The 17,054-nt window shown below is 66.0% G+C and carries 11 protein-coding genes; 5 read left to right on the plus strand and 6 right to left on the minus strand.

The window, feature by feature from the left end; genetic code table 11:
- Positions 1–79: 79 nt before the first annotated feature.
- From KEG57_RS46145 to KEG57_RS46155, 3 genes are all read right to left on the minus strand, one after another.
- Positions 80–5,506: an RCC1 domain-containing protein gene (locus KEG57_RS46145; RefSeq protein WP_272427548.1), complete on the minus strand. Its 5,427-nt coding sequence runs from the start codon at positions 5,504–5,506 to the stop codon at positions 80–82.
- A 184-nt stretch (positions 5,507–5,690) separates the two neighbouring features.
- Positions 5,691–7,451, minus strand: a complete 1,761-nt coding sequence (locus KEG57_RS46150; RefSeq protein WP_272427549.1) for a sigma-54-dependent transcriptional regulator — start codon at positions 7,449–7,451, stop codon at positions 5,691–5,693.
- Between the two features lie 429 nt (positions 7,452–7,880).
- A complete protein-coding gene (locus KEG57_RS46155) occupies positions 7,881–8,195 on the minus strand; it encodes a hypothetical protein (RefSeq protein WP_272427551.1) in 315 nt (104 codons plus the stop codon).
- Positions 8,196–8,953: 758 nt separating this feature from the next.
- Between KEG57_RS46155 and KEG57_RS46160 the strand changes: the two genes are divergently transcribed.
- A complete protein-coding gene (locus KEG57_RS46160) occupies positions 8,954–9,970 on the plus strand; it encodes a trypsin-like serine peptidase (protein WP_272427553.1) in 1,017 nt (338 codons plus the stop codon).
- Here KEG57_RS46160 and KEG57_RS46165 read toward each other — a convergent pair.
- Complete coding sequence (locus KEG57_RS46165; protein WP_272427554.1) at positions 9,942–10,955, minus strand: NmrA/HSCARG family protein; 1,014 nt, start codon at positions 10,953–10,955, stop codon at positions 9,942–9,944. The two genes, KEG57_RS46160 and KEG57_RS46165, sit on opposite strands and share 29 nt — an antisense overlap.
- Positions 10,956–10,989: 34 nt before the next feature.
- Here KEG57_RS46165 and KEG57_RS46170 point away from each other — a divergent pair, with 34 nt between their 5' ends.
- Positions 10,990–11,970, plus strand: a complete 981-nt coding sequence (locus tag KEG57_RS46170) for an AraC family transcriptional regulator (protein WP_272427555.1) — start codon at positions 10,990–10,992, stop codon at positions 11,968–11,970.
- Positions 11,971–11,979: 9 nt separating this feature from the next.
- The gene (locus KEG57_RS46175) at positions 11,980–12,498 is read left to right on the plus strand and encodes a GNAT family N-acetyltransferase (protein WP_272427556.1); all 519 of its coding nucleotides are present in this window, start codon (positions 11,980–11,982) and stop codon (positions 12,496–12,498) included.
- On the opposite strand, the gene KEG57_RS46180 is transcribed toward KEG57_RS46175, so the two are convergent.
- The gene (locus KEG57_RS46180) at positions 12,471–13,298 is read right to left on the minus strand and encodes a hypothetical protein (RefSeq protein WP_272427558.1); all 828 of its coding nucleotides are present in this window, start codon (positions 13,296–13,298) and stop codon (positions 12,471–12,473) included. The genes KEG57_RS46175 and KEG57_RS46180 overlap by 28 nt on opposite strands.
- 17 nt (positions 13,299–13,315) lie before the next feature.
- Here KEG57_RS46180 and KEG57_RS46185 point away from each other — a divergent pair, with 17 nt between their 5' ends.
- Positions 13,316–13,489, plus strand: a complete 174-nt coding sequence (locus tag KEG57_RS46185) for a hypothetical protein (protein WP_272427559.1) — start codon at positions 13,316–13,318, stop codon at positions 13,487–13,489.
- An 83-nt stretch (positions 13,490–13,572) separates the two neighbouring features.
- Positions 13,573–14,367, plus strand: coding sequence for a DUF4352 domain-containing protein (locus KEG57_RS46190; protein ID WP_272427561.1), 795 nt, complete (start codon positions 13,573–13,575; stop codon positions 14,365–14,367).
- A 252-nt stretch (positions 14,368–14,619) separates the two neighbouring features.
- Here KEG57_RS46190 and KEG57_RS46195 read toward each other — a convergent pair whose 3' ends face one another.
- The gene (locus KEG57_RS46195) at positions 14,620–16,581 is read right to left on the minus strand and encodes a PDZ domain-containing protein (RefSeq protein ID WP_272427563.1); all 1,962 of its coding nucleotides are present in this window, start codon (positions 16,579–16,581) and stop codon (positions 14,620–14,622) included.
- Positions 16,582–17,054 lie beyond the last annotated feature (473 nt).

Below are 17,054 nucleotides of genomic sequence, written 5' to 3' on the forward strand. Positions count from 1 at the left end.
GATCGGACGCAGGCACCGGTTGGGCGCACGAGGTACGCCCCGCGAGGCTCGGCGGGGTTTTCAGCCCGGTCCTGGCTGGCTACCAGACAGTCTCGAGGTAGTAGGGGCTGCTCGCCGAGAATGCGCCATTGACGCCGAAGACCTTGATACTGATGGTCACGGTCTGGCTGCTCGTATTGGTGTATGTCACGTGCTCGGTCAGCCCGGCGCCCAGCTTTCCGCTCGCGACGGGCTGAAAAATGTTGATGTCTTGATAAAGCTCCACGTCGTAGTTCAGGTTCGCAGGAGGCCGCATATCCACCGTCATCGTTCTGCCAGCTCCGAGGCTGACTTTAAACCAGTCGGTGTCGGTCCAGGCTGAGCTCAAATAGGCGGCGTAGACCGTGAACGGGCTAGCGAAGTTGGCCGTTGCCATGATGTTGTTCCACTCGACCTCGGCCTCGCAAAGGTTGCAATCAAGCGTGCCGCCGCAACCGTCCGGGATCGCACTGCCGCAGATCGGCGCCATCGCACTGCAACTGGTCGGCGTGCACACGCACAGGAAGCGCGCGTCGCAGCTTTGGCCAGGACTGCACGTCCCGCACCACCCGCCGCATCCGTCGCTACCGCACTGCTTGCCGTCACAGGTTGGCGTACAGGCGCAGTCCCTATCGCACTCCCAGGCAGGAAGGCCAGGTGTGATGGTGCAGTTGAGGAAGGGGTCACAGACCCCGTCACCGAGGGCGGGCGTGCAGTCCTGCGCGCAACTCCCATAATCACGCTCGCCTAAACTGCAGATGCCGTCACCACACCAGGGGACCTGGATAGGGTACGATCCCCAGCACCAGAGGGTGCCGTCGGTCTTACGCACGCAGATGTGGTCGCCGTCGCTGAGCGCGACCTCGGCCACGGCGTTGCCAAGCGTGCTCGCTTCCACCTGTACTGGCGTTGTACTGCCCTTGGCGAGGTTGTCGTCAAGACTGCCGCCCCAGCACCAGAGAGTGCCGTCGGTTTTGCGCGCGCAGGTGACGCCTTCGCCGAGCGCGACCTCGGCCACGGCATTGCCGAGGGTGTTCGCCCCGACCCGCACTGGTGTTGTCTTGTCCACGGTCGTGCCATCGCCGAGCTGGCCGGAAGAGTTCCTTCCCCAGCACCAGAGAGTGCCGTCGGTCTTGCGCGCGCAGCTATGCTCGTCGCCGAGCGCGACCTCGGTCACGGCGTTGCCGAGGGTGCTCGCCCCGACCCGCACGGGCGTTGTCTTGTCCACGGTCGTGCCATCGCCGAGCTGGCCTGAGTCGTTGTCTCCCCAGCACCAAAGAGTGCCGTCGGACTTGCGCGCGCAGCTGTGATAGTCGCCGAGCGCGACCTCAGCCACGGCGCTGCCGAGCGCGCTCGCCCCGGCCTGCACGGGCGCTACCTTGTCCACGGTCGTCCCATCGCCGAGCTGCCCGTAGGCGTTCCATCCCCAGCACCAGAGAGTGCCGTCGGTCTTGCGCGCGCAGCTATGCTCGTCGCCGAGCGCGACCTTGGCCACGGCGTTGCCGAGGGTGCTCGCCCCGACCTGCACTGGCGTTGGCGTGAACACGGTCGTGCCATCGCCGAGCTCGCCGAACGCATTCGCTCCCCAGCACCAGAGAGTGCCGTCGGTCTTGCGCGCGCAGCTATGCTCGTCGCCGAGCGCGACCTCGGCCACGGCGTTGCCGAGGGTGCTCGCCCCGACCTGCACTGGCGTTGGCTTGTCCACAGCGCTTCCGTCGCCGAGCTGGTTTGAGTGGTTAGATCCCCAGCACCAGAGAGTGCCGTCGGTCTTGCGCGCGCATCTGTGGTAGCCGCCGAGCGCGATCTGGACCGTTAGCTTGCAGTCGGTCGGGCAGTTCCCTGAAGTCTCGCCTGGATCGCACTTCTCGTCACCGCAGCTCGAGGTGCGGCAGTCGGCCGGGCTGCTTGTTCGTGCCTCGTTGACCCCGCAGACCGCATCATTGGCATCGCAGCGCAATCCCATCATTTGGACCGGAAGGACCTGTGGTGGGGCCGGATAACCAGTGGGAAACTGACCAACGTCGTTGTCTCCCCAGCACCAGAGGGTGCCATCCGTCTTGCGCACGCAGGTGTGGTTCACAGAGAGCTCGATCTCAGCCGCAGCGCTGCCAAGCGCGCTCGCCCCGGCCCGCACCGGCGTCGTCTTGTTCACGGTGGTGCCATCGCCGAGCTGGCCGGAGGCATTGTCTCCCCAGCACCAGAGGGTGCCATCGGTCTTGCGCACACAGCTGTGCTCGTAGCCGAGCGCGACTTCAGCCACAGCGCTGCCGAGCACGCTCGCTCCGGCCTGCACCGGCGTCGTCTTGTTCACGGTGGTGCCGTCGCCGAGCTGGCCGGAGGCATTCTTTCCCCAGCACCAGAGGGTGCCATTGGTCTTGCGCGCGCAGGTGTGGTAAACGCCGAGTGCGACGTCGGTCACGGCGCTGCCGAGCGCGCTCGCCCCGGCCTGCACCGGCGTCGTCTTGTCCGCGGTGGTGCCGTCGCCGAGCTGGCCGGACGCATTGTCTCCCCAGCACCAGAGGGTGCCATTGATCTTGCGCGCGCAGGTGTGTCGAAAGCCGAGCGCGACCGCAGCTACGGCGTTACTGAGCGTGCTCGCTCCTGCTTGCACCGGCGTCGTCTTGTTCACGTTGGTGCCGTCGCCGACCTGACCGTCGTTGTTGCCTCCCCAGCACCAGAGGGTGCCATCGTTCTTGCGCGCGCAACTGTGAAACGCTCCAAGGGCTACCTCGGCCACGTCCGAAAGCCCAGATACCAGGGTCGCATGCACATGATTGGTCATGGTGCCGTCACCGAGCTGACCGAGGGAGTTATTTCCCCAGCAATAGACGCTTCCCGCAGAAGTGCGCGCGCATGCGTGGCCAAGCCCTGCAGCCACTGCGAGTATGCCGGTGAGCGGGCTACCGTCGCTCTTCATCACCTGCTGCGCCTCCATCCCGACGCCTTTTCCCCAGCACCACGCCGTGCCGTCTGTCTTGGCCGCACACATGTAACCAGAGCCCGCGGAGAAGTGTCCCACGCAGCAGAATTGCCCCGGCTGGCACGTGACATAGGTCGGGCAGCGTCGAGCGACGTTATCGCCTAGATTGACCCCCACCCGCGTCTCGGCGTCCATCGCAAAGGTATTGCAAGGGCTCGACACCGGGGTGATCTGTGGCAAATCCCAATCCGAGGCCCAATCACAATTGTCCGCGTACCAAGGCGCCACCTGCACGTCGATGAGCACGTCGTTCTGGAAGGTGCCACGCGAGGCCAGGTCCGGCACATCATATCCAGGCTCGCACTGATTCAGCTCATTTTCGTCGAAGGGCAGACCGCCCGTCTTGTCTGCATGGTTGTAGACGCTGATGGCCACGCCGGAGCGGTCGGTGGACGTCTTCAGGCCCAGCGCGGCCACGAAGTCCTGATCCTTGAGCGTGCCATCGGAGTGAAAGTCGAGCGGATTGAGGTTCCAGGCGTTGTTCGACGTGTAGCCCGTGGGCACCGCGCCCGGCTCGGCGCGCTCGATGATGGCGCCGACGTGATTGTGGATGAACTCGAAGTGGGTCGACCATGCATTGGGCCCCCAAATCAACTGCCTGGCAAAAAACGAGCGCGGCGAGAGGCTTGCAATGGTGTCGCCGGGGTGCGCCGGGTCCGGGATCCGCTTGATGGCATAGCCCACTACCCCGCCCGCGAGGCGGCCCTTGCCGCAGAGCCATTTCGAGCCTGCCGGCGCCGTCGTATCGTAGGCGTTGACGCAAAAATAGCGGAAGTACGTGCTGAATAGCGGCGCCGACCCGTCGGGGTTCGCCGTGCGCGCCTCCGGACCCGTGACCGGATGCAAGAGGATCGGCCGGATCACCTTGTCCGCGCAGGCGATCGCGTAGCTCGTGAAGAGCTCGTAGGTGACGTTGGTCTCGGCCGAGCCGCTGCCGTCGAAGTCCTCGGCGATGTCGACGGTCGCCACCGGGCAGGTCGTCGGATCCGTGTTGCCGCAGCTCTGGTAGAGCGGCTCGTGCACGCCGTTCATCGTGATCAGCTTGGGCAGCACCAGATCGACTTTGACCCCGCCTGCCAGTGTGTCGCGGATCCGCGTCGCCGGGCAGAGGACGTCCATCTGGTCGAGCGTATATTGCGAAAAATCCGTGATCGACGTGCTCGGGATGAGCTTGTTTTCCTCCTCGATCACCAGCGTCCCGCCGGCCGCGCCAGTCCACAGGCTCTCGAAGGCGCTGTTGTAGCTGCCGTTGAAGGTGCCGTCGTAGGTGCCGCTGATGGTCCCGCTGAAGCTGCCGTTGTGGGTGCCGTTGTAGGTGCCATTGTAGGTGCCGTTGTACGTACCGTTGAGGCTCCCGTTGTAGGTCCCATTGATGGTGCCGTTGTAGGTGCCGTTGATCGTCCCGTTGAAGGCTGGGTCGTTGATCAGCACGCCGTTGTAGGTGCCGTTGAGGCTCCCGTTGTAGGTGCCATTGACGCTCCCGTTATAGGTACCGTTCAGGCTCCCGTTGAGCGAGCTGTTGAGGGTGCCATTGTAGGTGCCATTGTAGGTGCCGTTGTAGGTGCCGTTGACGCTCCCGTTGATGGTGCCGTTGTAGGTGCCGTTGATCGTCCCGTTGTAGGTACCGTTGATCGTGCCATTGTAGGCCGTGTCGTTGATCGGCGCGCCGTTGTAGGTGCCGTTGAGGCTCCCGTTGTAGGTACCGTTGACGGTGCCGTTGAGCCCGTTGATGGTGCCGTTGTACGTCCCGTTGTAGGTGCCGTTCAAGGAGCCATTGTACGTGCCATTGTAGGTGCCGTTGTAGGTGCCATTGTACGTACCATTGTAGGTGCCGTTGAGCGACCCGTTGTAGGTACCGTTGAGTGTCCCGTTGTAGGCCGGGTCGTTGATCGGCGCTCCGTTGTAGGTACCGTTGAGCGACCCGTTGTAAGTGCCGTTGTAGGTGCCATTGTATGTACCATTCAGCGTCCCGTTGTAGGTGCCGTTGGCAGTACCGTTGTACGTTCCGTTGAGTGTCCCGTTCAGCGCGCTGTTGATGCTGCCGTTGTAGGTGCCGTTGACGGCGCCGTTGTAGGTACCGTTGACGGTGCCGTTGTAGGCAGGATTGTTGATGGGCGCGCCGTTGTAGGTGCCGTTGAGGCTCCCGTTGTAGGTACCGTTGACGGTGCCGTTGACCGCGCTGTTGAGGGCTCCGTTGATCCCGTTGTAGGTGCCGTTGAGCGTGCCGTTCAGCGCATTGAACGTGCCGTTCAGGGAGCTGTTGATGGTGCCATTGACGCCGTTCAGCGACCCGTTCAGCGAGCTGTTGAGGGCGCCGTTGAACGTAGCATTGTACGAACCATTAAGCGTGCCGTTGATGTTCGAATTCGACGTCGCGGCCTGCTGACTCACGCCCGTGGCCGGCTCGGTCGAATCGTCCGGAGGCTCGAACTGGCACGCCACGAAGCTCGTGGCGAGCGAGGCAACAGGCAACAGCCACGACCGTATCCGTATCCGCGTCTTGTTCATGAGGCCTCCGTGCCCGGCACGTGTATGCCGACCAGCGGCCGGTCAGAAGCAACGCGGGTGCCATCCGGCGGAAGCGCCGCCCTCGCTCCGCGCGCTCAGCTGCTACGCGTGCCTGCGTTCTTGCGCGTCTCGAAGTGACGCTGGGCGCGTCCCGACGTGACGCAGGCCCCGGCGGGCGCACGAGCTACCCCTCGCGAGTCTCGGTGGGCTCGTCGGTCGCTTTCAGCAAGGCGGCGAGGCCCGGCTCGGGTGCTTCGCCGAGCAGGGCCACGAGCCTGCGTACCCGGGCGAGCTCCCGGCGCAGGGCGCGCTGGTGGTTGCGGTTCTTGAGGAGTTGGTCCAGACCGAACATTGCAAAGGCCTCCTCCCGACTGCCGAGGCGGCCGATCGCCGCAGCCAGGACCAATCCTTGAAACGCATCGGTCAGGTCGAGGGGGAGTGTAACGCCGCCACGCTCCCGGCGTTCCACCTCCTGCACGAAGGCGTGTGCTGCCCGCCAGAGCTGGGCGAGCGTGCTGCCCGATTCCGCGGGGGCTTCGTGGGCGAGCGCCTGCTCGACGTGCCGCCGTTCGAGCACGAGAGATCCCACGGCGCCGCCGCGCTCGGCGAGCGCCAGCGCATAGGCGCGACGAATGATGTTGTCGAGTTGCCGCAAATTGCCGGGCCAGGCGGCGCCGAGCAACCGCTGCACGGCGTCCGGCGCGATTCGAGCCGCACCTTCGCCGCCGCTCTCCCTGTGCCGCCGGCCGAGCATGTATTGCGCCCACCGCGGGAGCTCGTCGAGCCGCTCCGACAGCGCCGGCAACCGCACGGGCAGGATGTTGATCCGGAAGAACAGGTCCTCGCGGAAACGGCCGGCGCGCACGGCGGCATGCAAATCGGCATTGGTGCCGACGATGAAGCGCACATCCGCGTGACGCTCGGCGCCCTCGTCTCCGAGCGGCCGGTAGCGACGCTCCTCGAGCACGTGGAGCAGCCCTGCCTGAGCTTTGAGCGAGAGCTTGTCGATCTCGTCGATGAAGAGCGTGCCTTGCGCCGCCCGCGCAATCGCGCCGGGTTTGTCCTTGACGGCGCCCGTGAACGCGCCCCGCTTCCATCCGAAGAGCTCGGCCATCTGGAGATCTTCCGGCACGCTCAGCAGATCGAGTGTCTCGAAGGGGTGTGATTTGCGTCGTGATTGCTCGTGGCACCAGCGGGCGAGCCGAGACTTGCCCGAGCCGGTCGGGCCGCCGATCAAAATCGTCTCTTCCTGACCTGCGAACACACGCAGCATATCGACGAGGGCCGCGGTCGACGCGCCCACCACGGGCAGGAGCTCGTCGGTGCGCTCCGCGTCTGGCAACCGAGGACGCAGGCCGCCGAGGTACGGCGCGCTGACGTGGGCCATCGTGGCGAGATCCTCGTGGCACGCCTGCCAGATGAAATCCCGCCCGATGGCTGCCTGGCAGCGCGCTTCGAGGGTGATCATCCCGTCGACAGCGCCGCCGGGCGCGCGCAGTGGAATCACGTGCACGTGGGTGGTGTTGCGGCCCAGCATGTGTTCGCGCGTCACCTGCCCAGGCAATCCGGTGGCATCGAGGGCGTCCCCGGTGTGAACCGGCCCGTCCGGCGTCCAGGCGCGTAGCCTGCCGAGCTGCAGATCGATGGACACGGAGCAACCATGCTCCACCAACCACCGCCAGACGTTTGCGGACGTAAGATAACCAACTTCCTCAACGCGGACGCCGGCACGATGCTCGATGCCGAAGAGGCGCTGATAGCTGTCCGCGGGACGGAGATGCACCACGCCGCGCAGCAGCCGCCCGCGTGCGGCGTAAGTACTCTGCGTGAGCGCCGCTTCGGCGCAGCCCAGCATGGCTTGTAGAACCGCGGTTGCAGCCTCCTCGAAGGAGGTTGCCGCCATCAACCGGGAGATCAGAGTGACAAGGAACTCATCGTGTAACACGGATCGCGGACACGATACTCCAGATGCGGGGCACAAGCCATCGGCCGTTCCCTGGAGGCGGTGAAAACGCGGCCGCCGCACGAGCCAGATCTCCGGCGCGTACGATGGAGCACACGCCGCACGAGCTGGTGACCTGTGGTTTCTTGGAACGCAGGTCCCTTGATCTCGTTTCCACTTCTGTTGTCACGAACGGGTCGCTCAGTGTCGTTTTGCGTCGCGTCCCGTCCAGTCTTGCTTGCCCCCTCGCTATTGCAGAAGTGCCTTCGATCAGCCTGTTTTGTGTGCCATCGTCAGACCTTAGCGAGGTGCAAGTGAAGACCGTCTCGTTCTTTTCCTAAACCGAAGGTCGGTAGTAACCGCCCGGCCCGCCAGGTGACCAGGGGGCCGCGCGGGGCCCCCCTCATGGTGTGAGAGGCCCGGCACGCGCAACTACCGCCGTTTCATGGCGCGAATGCGCTTGCCCACGGCGTCATGTGCAGCCCTTGCGGCTGCCGTGGCATTGGTGTCCCGCATCATCCCGAAAAGTCGTGTTGCCGCGTCGTGGGCGACGGTTGCCGCGTTGATGTCGCCTGCCGCCGCCGCTGTGACCTCGCCTTGCACGAGCACAGCTAGAAGGGTCGTGCGCGGGTCGGCTCCGGGGATGCCCCAAAGGGCGGCCACGGGGTCCGAAGTGGCACCAACGGGCGCCAGCAGGGCGGATCTGTCGTCAGCTAGACGATGATCAAGCGGGTTGCGGCGAGTCATGGCCCCCGGAATCCGAGGCGGAGACGGAGCAGGCGGAGGCGCCAGGCGGAGGCGATGGGCTCCGGGCCCAAACCCCCCGGGCGGTCGGTCGCTCCGGGGGGTTTGGGCGCCACTTCTATTTCGTGCCGCTTCGCGGGGGCCGGCTGGCGAGGAGCTTCCCCACCGCTTCGTGCATGGTTCGCGCGGCGGCCGTCCTCTCGTCATGCTCGGGGATCGCAGCCAGGAGCCGCTCGGCTGCCCCATGCGCGATGGTGGCGGCGAGAAGGTCTCCGGAAGAGGCGGCGGCAACCTCCCCTTGAACGAGCACCGCGAGAAGGCCCGCGCGTGGATCTGCACCAGAGCCCCAAAGGGCGGCAACGTCCGAAGTGCCACCACCATGCGCCAGCGGGGCGGCGGAAACGGCGGCCTCGGGATCCGAACTGGCACCACCACGCGTCAACGGGGGCGATCTGTCATTAGCCGGAAGCGGATCGCGCGGGTCACGCCGGGTCAGGGGTGACGGAACCGTTCTCCGAGGTCACTTCCGACCTCCGCGCCTTCTCGCCATCGCCGTCGAGGGGCCGATCGTCACGCTCCCATGACGGAACGCGCGCGCCGAGCATGCGCGCGTGTCACACGCGCATGACACCCGTCATGCGCGCGTGACAGCGCAGGCGCGCCGGGGCGATACGCCGACCCGCGAACCAGGCCAAATCCGCGGCAGGGACGCCGTGGCATACTGGATGCCTTGGATGACCGGCACCGCCCTGGAGGACACGATGGCTTCGAAAATGCAACTCTTCTCGCTCCTGCTGCCCGCCCTTCTCGCCGCCTGCGGAGATTCCGGCGCGTTCGATGACGATGATCAGGACGTCGCGATGAGCGAGGACGAGTCCGCGCTGGAGACGCCCCTCGATGCCACGCTCTGCCTGAACTACTGCGACGCCAAGCACATGATCATCGGGTGCGACAATCGCACCTGGCACACGGAGCCGACGAAGGGCGTCAAGCCCTGGTCGTACGTGGGCTGGTTCGGCAATGGTTGCACCGGGACGCTCATCGGCAGCAACGTGGTGCTCTCGGCGGCACATTGCTTCCTCACCGAAGGGACCAACAACTTCACGCAGGGCCCCTTGTCGTTCTCGCTCGGGAAGTCCATCCCGCCGTCGGGAGGGGGCATCGGATTGCCAGGGAACGTGTGCAGGACACCTTATGGAACGCAGTACATAAGCAGCGTGACGGTCCCGGACGAGTACGACAATACGTCCAACACCGTCGCCAACAAGGCCTGGGATTATGCGGTGGTGATCCTGAACGACGCGCCTGTGGACGCTGAGCCGATGCCATACGGATACACCGACTGGAGCTACCTCCAGACCGAGGAATCGCAGTCCATCGGCTATCCAGGCACCGACAAGATCCCCGGGACCCTCTGGGACACCGGCCGCAAAAGCTTCCTCGGGCGCTGGCTGAACCCGACCGACTTGAACCTGAGCGGCGTGCTCTACGTCGACAACGACGGCGAGGGAGGGCAGAGCGGATCACCCGTGTTCTATGATTACACGCAGATCTCGGGGGATGGCTCGATCTCGCTCGAACACAAGCTCACCGGCGTCCTCATCGGCAGCCCGGTCTCGGCGTGCCAGGCCGGCCAAAACTGGGCGGCGAGGCTCGTGCCGAGAACGGTGGACCGCATCGACACCTGGAAGGTCGCCCCCAACAGCATGACCTACCCGCGCAAGTACAAGGCCTTCACCGGCACGGAGATCAAGCCTGTCGAGCCGGCCGACTGCTGACGCCGGCGACGCTCGCGCCCGCTGGTTTCGCGGCCTCGGGGCGCCCCAAATGCGCCTTCGCCCAGGTCCTGAAGTCCGTGGGCGCGAGCCCCTGCGCGCGCGCGTGCTCCGGTCGGGCGGGGCTGTCGACGACGTTCATCCGCTGCTGCGAGACGACGAAGGCCGGCAAAAGCCCCTGGGCGAGCGCCTCCTCCGCGGTGAGCGAGGGCGCTTCGATGGGCGTGCCGAGCACCTCCGAGAGGACCGCCGCGATCTCCCGCATCGATAGCCTGTCTCCCGCAAGCTCCAGCTCGACCCCATTCCAGGCCACCGGGTCCGTGAAGGCCGCCGCCGCCGCCGCCCCGATGTCCTGCGTCGCCACCAGCGAGAGCACCGTGTTCGGCGTGAGCATCGTCAGGAGCCGGTCCTCCACCCAGTTCGCGAACAGAAACGACGGCCGCACGAAGTTCTCCATGAAAAACGCCGGCTTCAGCAAGGTGAACGAGCGGAACCCCGCGTTGCGCGCGAGATCCTCGATGTACTCCTTGCTCTCCCAGTAGTGCACGCCCGACGCTGGCGAGCCCCACCCCGGCTGCCGGCGCTGGTACTCCCCCGAGCCCGAGACCGACGTATGCACGAATTGCGGCACGCCCGCCGCCCGTGCCGCCTCCACGAGGTTCTTCCCCTGCCGCCGCTCGTCGTCGCCTTCGAGGTTCTTCATATTCGGCATCTGCACCGAGAACACCCCGCGGGCCCCGGCGCAGGCAGCCCGTAGCGATGCGGGCTCGTCGAAGTCGCCATGCACCAGCGTCGCGCCGAGCTCGCGCAGTGCCCGCGCCCCTGCCGCCTCCACGTCGCGCACCAGCGCGTGCACCGTCGCCCCACGCGCGAGCAGCGCCCGCGCGACCGCGCCCCCCTGCCTGCCCGTCGCGCCCGTCACGAGGACCGGATCGGACGCCTTCACACCCATTGCGAGAATCGAATCGGTTGTCGTCGCATTCGTCATGGCAAAGTCATACGACCCGCGGTATGGACGATCAATGCCTCGCCGTCCAAACGTCATATCCAAGACGCCAGAACTGCTGGACCTCCAGGACCCCCGCGGCGACGTCCTCGCCGACGTGCTGAGCGTGTCGATGCTCCCGAACGCCCTCTTCAAGTGCATCGAAGCCCGCTCCCCCTGGGGCCTACGCGTCCCGACCCGCGACCGCGCCGTCTTCTACCTGATCGCGCGCGGCCACGCCCTCCTGGAGGTCGACGGCGAGCCTCCGCGCCACCTCGCCACCGGCGACGTCGTCTTCATCCCTCACGGCACGGCGCACACCCTCCGCGACGAAACGGCCCGTCACCTGTTCACAGTGCACGACGGCCCGAGCTGCGCCGCCAGCGGCCCCGCCCGCATCGGCGGCGACGGAGCCCTCACCACCTTGCTCGCGGGCTTCTTCGCCTACACCGGCGGCGTGAAGCCCATCCTGCTCACGCGCGTCCCCCAGGCCGTGGTCCTGTCCCCCTCCGGCGGCGCGCCGCGGCCGTGGAGCGCAGCCACCATCGACCTCATGCTCGCCGAGATCGCCTCCCCCGGCCCCGCCAGCACCCTCGTCCTCCAGCGCCTCGCCGACGTCCTGTTCGTCCAGGTGCTGCGCGACCTCCCCACCCACAAGGGCTGCGGCCTGGCCGAGGCCCTCTCCGACCCCCCCGTGCACCACGCATTAAACCTCATGCACACCCGCGTGAACGAGCCCTGGACCGTCGCCAAGCTCGCCGCGCTCGTCGGCCTCTCCCGCTCCGGCTTCGCCCAACGTTTCACCCAGGTCGTCGGCGACCCGCCCCTCCAGTACCTCGCCCGCTGGCGGATGGCCCGCGCCGCCGAGCTCCTGCGCGAGACCGACGACACCATTGCCCAGATCGCCGAGCGCGTCGGCTACGAGAGCGTCCCGTCCTTCAGCAAGGCCTTCAAGCGCTGGCAGGGCAGGAGCCCGACCTATCACCGCGGGTTGCGCGAAATGGGCGTCGCGTGGTAACGGGGCGTCATGGACTCGGACGCGCCTTTGATCCGAAACGCACGACCGGAGGACGCTCCGCGGCTCGCGGCGGCCGAACGCGCGATCGCGCGCGTGCCGGGGAGGCTCGCGCCGAGGCCCGACGAGATCGACGATGACACCATTCGAAGGATGATCGTCGACCTCGAAGAGCGCGGCCGCGGCATCTTTCTTGTCGCCGAGCGCGCGGGCACGATCGTCGGGCATGCGCTCTTGGAGTCGCTCTCGCTCGCGGTGACGTCGCACGTCGTCCGGCTGACGATCGCCGTTCATGAAGGGTATCAAAGCCAGGGCGTCGGAAGGGCCCTCATGAACGAGCTCTTGCGCTGGGCGCGGTCGAACCCGCGCGTCGAAAAAGTCGAGCTCCAGGTGCGCTCGTCGAACGATCGCGCGATCGCGCTGTATCGATCGCTCGGGTTCGTCGAAGAGGGGCGCAAGACGCGGCGGTTGAAGATCGGCCCGAACGCGTACATCGACGACGTCTACATGGCGCTGTGGGTCGGTCCGTAACGCGTCGACCTCGCAGCGAGTGATATGGCGAGCAACGCCCGCGCGTTTGCGAGGGTGGCGCGGTCCGGCGGAACGACGGCGAACTCGAGGCGATGGGCACGCTCTTCATACACGGCGCCGCGAACGCGGACGACGTTGGATGGAATCGGAGCATCGTCTTCGATCTCTGGTGGAGCGAGTGGAAGCCATTCGAGCTCATCGAGCCACACCGCGTCACCGAGGTCGTTCGCATCAGGGGGCGTGCAGCATTGTGCTGCCAACAACACGAGATCGGTGATGTCGGCATCCACGAACAGATCGTCGGGGGCGCGCGATTCGATGTCGATGGCACTCGCAGTGGCAACTGCGCTCGGGAGAAGAGATGTGATGTCGACCGTTGGCGACCAATCTGATTGGGCCACGCGCGCGACCTCCGTGCTCGCGTGATCGATCAGAACCCCAGGCGCTCCCAGCGAACGTAGTTGTTCGATTCGAGCATGCCCGTAGCGCAACGTGTTCTCAGCGATTCGTCGATGCGCAGCACGATCGAACGCTGGCCGTCGCCGCACGAGAAAGTCGCGGAGTCGCGGCAAGGAGAAGGACTGCGCGAGACTCGGATCCTGCGCCGGGTCGAATTCTCCGCCTTGCGCTCGTGCAACGAGATCGACGGAAACGAGATGCGTCTCTCGAAGGTCCTCTCGCAACACGTCGACGAGCTCGCGAACCGCATCCAGGTCGGCCGGAAAGACGTGCGCTCCTTTCGGAAAGATGTCGAGCGGTGCGCCGTTCCAGATCGCGAGCTCGCATGCGGGCGTGGCCATCGGTGGCGAACGGTAGCATGAGCTCGACGCGGATCGGGCATCTGCTTCCCCACCGCTTCGTGCACCTGGGCCGCTTCGTCGCGCCGCCGATGCGCGTCGAGGAGATGGACGCGTCGGAAACGTACGGGCAAACCGGCGGCATGTTCGTAAAGGTGGGGGCGGTAGCAGGACGCCGACGCTTCGCCGCTTGACGATTGGCTGGAACACTGCCTAAAGTCACCACGCTGGAAAACTAGTCGCGAAAACAGATTTTTGGATACAGCGAGGATCGGTGATGGTGACGATGAAGCATGTTTGTGCGGGGCTCGCATGCCTTTCGCTGCTGAGCGTCTTTGCGTGCAGCGGTGGCGATCTTGTCCTCGACCCCATCAGCTCCACGCGGAGGACGATGGTCGGCGGGGTCCCAGCCCGGTCCGGCGACGCGTACATCGTCGTCGATCTGAACCTCCAGAACAACACGAGCCAGAAGCTCCTGCTCGTCCCCCCTCTGTTCTCGGTTCAGACGTCCGATGGACTGGAATTCATGGGCGACCCGCTCACCGAGGTGCACCCCGGCGGGTGCAAATCGAGCACGTCCCTCGCCCCTGGGGGAACCACGCGTTGCTCGGTGGTCTTCTCCGCGCCTGCCAAGGCGACGACGCAGCTCATCGCGTACACGACGGAGGACAGCGACGATCGATACGAAGCCTCGCTGAAGACCAGCGCGTGCAGCATCTGCGACGGCGAGTGTCGCGATCTGTCGTCCAGTTCGAACCACTGCGGGGCCTGCGGGGTGGCCGTCGGCGCCGGGGAATGTGTCGATGGCAAGGCGGTTTGCAAGAGCAACGCCGACACCTGCGGCGGCCAGACGTGCGTGGATCTCCGGACGAGCAAAGAGCATTGCGGCGAATGCGGAAACACCGTGCCGCCCAACGCCTCTTGCATCGCCGGCCAGGTGAAGTGCGCGGTGGGGTTCACGGATTGCAACGGCGTCTGTGCCGACCTCACGTCGGATCCCTCGCACTGCGGCCAGTGCGGACACCAGTGCCCAGGCCAAGACCCTTCCTGTTACAATCTTCAGTGTAATTAGACCATCATCACGACCGAGCTCGTCACGTGCGACAGCGTGTGCGCCGGGTACGGCCTGAGCTGCGACGATGTCGTGGCCGGATATGCCCCCGAGAATGTCGAGTTCTCCCTGGCGTGCAATGCCGTGCCGAAGGCCACCGAATGGCTGACATACGCGAAGCGCGATGCCCCGGCATCGAGCTACCTCGGTGCGGTTCCATCGCCTACACGTTCCAGCATGGGTGGAGGAGGGGGTTCTACTTCAGCTCGAGAGCTACTTGCAGCACATCGTGCCGGCCGTGAGATTGCCGGCGCATCCACCGAAGTAACGGTTCGCGGTCGCGCCTTCGTACCCGCAGCCCTGCCAGTTGCATTGGTTGTTCAGCGGGTCGTATCCCGTGCTGGTCGGAGCGCATACGCGCATCGGGCTCGAGCAGGACGTCCCGGAGGTCGTCGAGACCGAGCAGGCGCTGCTCGTCCCCGAGTACTTCAGGTTGTCGTCGGTCCAGTAATGGAACGCCGGGGCATCCGTGGTCGTGGCGAAGGAGAAGTTGCGCTCCACGTACTCCGCGGACGAGCAGACGTGCCAGCCTGGCTTGCAGAGATTGGCTCGGTCGGCCCACCCCACCGTTCCCGCGCAGCCGACCATCCCGGGGGCGAACGTCTGTTCATTCATCACCTGCACGCTGTCGGCGCATCCGCCCTCCTCTTCACGGATGCTGATCGTCCTGGATTGTGTTCCACTGCCCGGCGTCGTCCGTGCCAGGGTGAGATTCTCCACCAGATGCGGCCGGAGGACGATAGAGGCGAGGCCGACCGCCGTCGCGTTCGAGCCATTGACCTGCGTCAAGACATCGCCCGGGAGAATGCCGAGCGTATGCGCCAGCGAGCCCGACGGGACAGCCGCGAAGGTGAACACATCGGCGCCGCTGGCGGGGTTCTGCGTCACGTCGATGCGGACGCCGGCGGCGTATTCGTCGTCGATCAGCCACTCGGGGTCCTCGAGGAGCTCGTCGTGGGTCGACGGCGGGACCGTCACGCGGTTCGTGCTCGCGCTGAAATCGATGCCCGTCTTGTCGAGCGGAACGCTGCCGCAGTCGAGGTTCCGGAACGTCGCCGCCGGCGCCAGGCAGGCCGGATCGTTGACCCCGGACGGCGCGTGCAAGCTCCGATATGCGGCGGCCTCGCTGTTGCAGTCAAATGCGACCGGAGTCAATGCGTCGACGACCCTCTCCCGCGCGAGCCAGCAAGCACGCGCGAATTCATCCTCCAGGTTGCTATCGCACTCCGCCCGCATCCTCGGCAGCCCGTGCACGATGTGGCCGGCCGTATGCTGATAACCGAGGGCGAGGGCGTGGATCACGAGGACCTCCATTCCATAGGCGCTGGCCTCGTCCTGATCACACTCGTAGTCCGGGTCGGAGTTCGGGATCGGACAATCGGCGGCGATGTGGGGCGACCCCAGGTGGTGTGGCGCGAAGAAACCGTCACCCAGGCCGTGAATCAGCTCGTGGAGCAGGATGCCGGCCTGCCCGAACGTCCCGAGATCCGAACCGAACTCGGGCGCGAGGATCAACTTCCGGTTTCCGCGATTGGCGGCCACGTATTCCGTCTTGTTGGTGCTGTCGATCTTCAGGTGGCTCAGCCGCTCGAAAACGAACTGGTAATGCCGTTCGTTCCGCATGTCCTCGCTGCCCCAGATGACGGGGTATGGCATGGCCGTGTAGTCGTGGATGTCCTCGAGCAGCGCGAGGTGGAAGGAGGGGGAGCCCTCCGTCGCGTTGTAGCAGAGGTCGGTCGTGTCGACGTGATCGAGGCTCGGCGGGAGGATGGTGCTGAGACCCGGCAGAATCGCCGGCTCGCGCGCCATGGGACCATAGAGGAGCTGCTGCATGGCGACGAGGAATGCCCTCTTGTTGTCCTCGGACCCGTAGTCCGGCGTGCCCTCGACGACGCTCGCCACCGTCGCCTCCATCTCGTCGAGGCAGTCCTGGGTGATCGCGAAGCAATTGTCGATCTGGCAATCTACCCCGTTGAACACGGCCGTGCCCCAGAGCGCCGGCATGGAGCACTTGCCGTCGAGCAAGGGGAACGAGCGATTGGGCGTGGGCACGTCGCAGTCCACGCCGAGTGGCCCCGCCGAGGCCCCGACACCGCCCTCCTGGGGACAACCGAGGAGGCACGTCGAGGCGGCCAGAATGCTGGCGATGCCGAACGAGAGAGAATTTCTAAGCATGAGATGTCGCTCCGCTCTGAAGCCGGGCGGAGATTCGAGCGTCGTCGCACCCGCGGAACGCGGCGCGCGCGGCAGTCAGCTCGCTCTCTTCCGAGAGGCAACTCCGCTGTCTTCGTGGGTGTGGATGCCCCATGACGAGTGAGCCGATGCTTCGACGTCCACGTCGACGCCCTGCCGCGCGAGCTCGCTCGTGCATTCGCGTTTCCGTTGCTGGTCAAGGAGCGAGCACACGCTGTGCATGTGGTATGCCGGCCGTGCAGGGGGGACACAAACGCGTCCGCGATCCTGCGGGAATGCGGCCACCGCGCGACGTTCGGCGCGGGCGGCGCGGGGCCCGTGCCCCAGGTGGTATGCCCGCGTGACAGCGCGCTGTCACGCGCCCGGGACACCTGTCATGCCCGCGTGACAGCATCCGCGCCTAGGTCTTTTCTGCCGGTGCGCGGGGGCCGGCTCCACCGCTTCGTGGGTGGTGG

Source organism: Polyangium jinanense, from assembly GCF_028435365.1.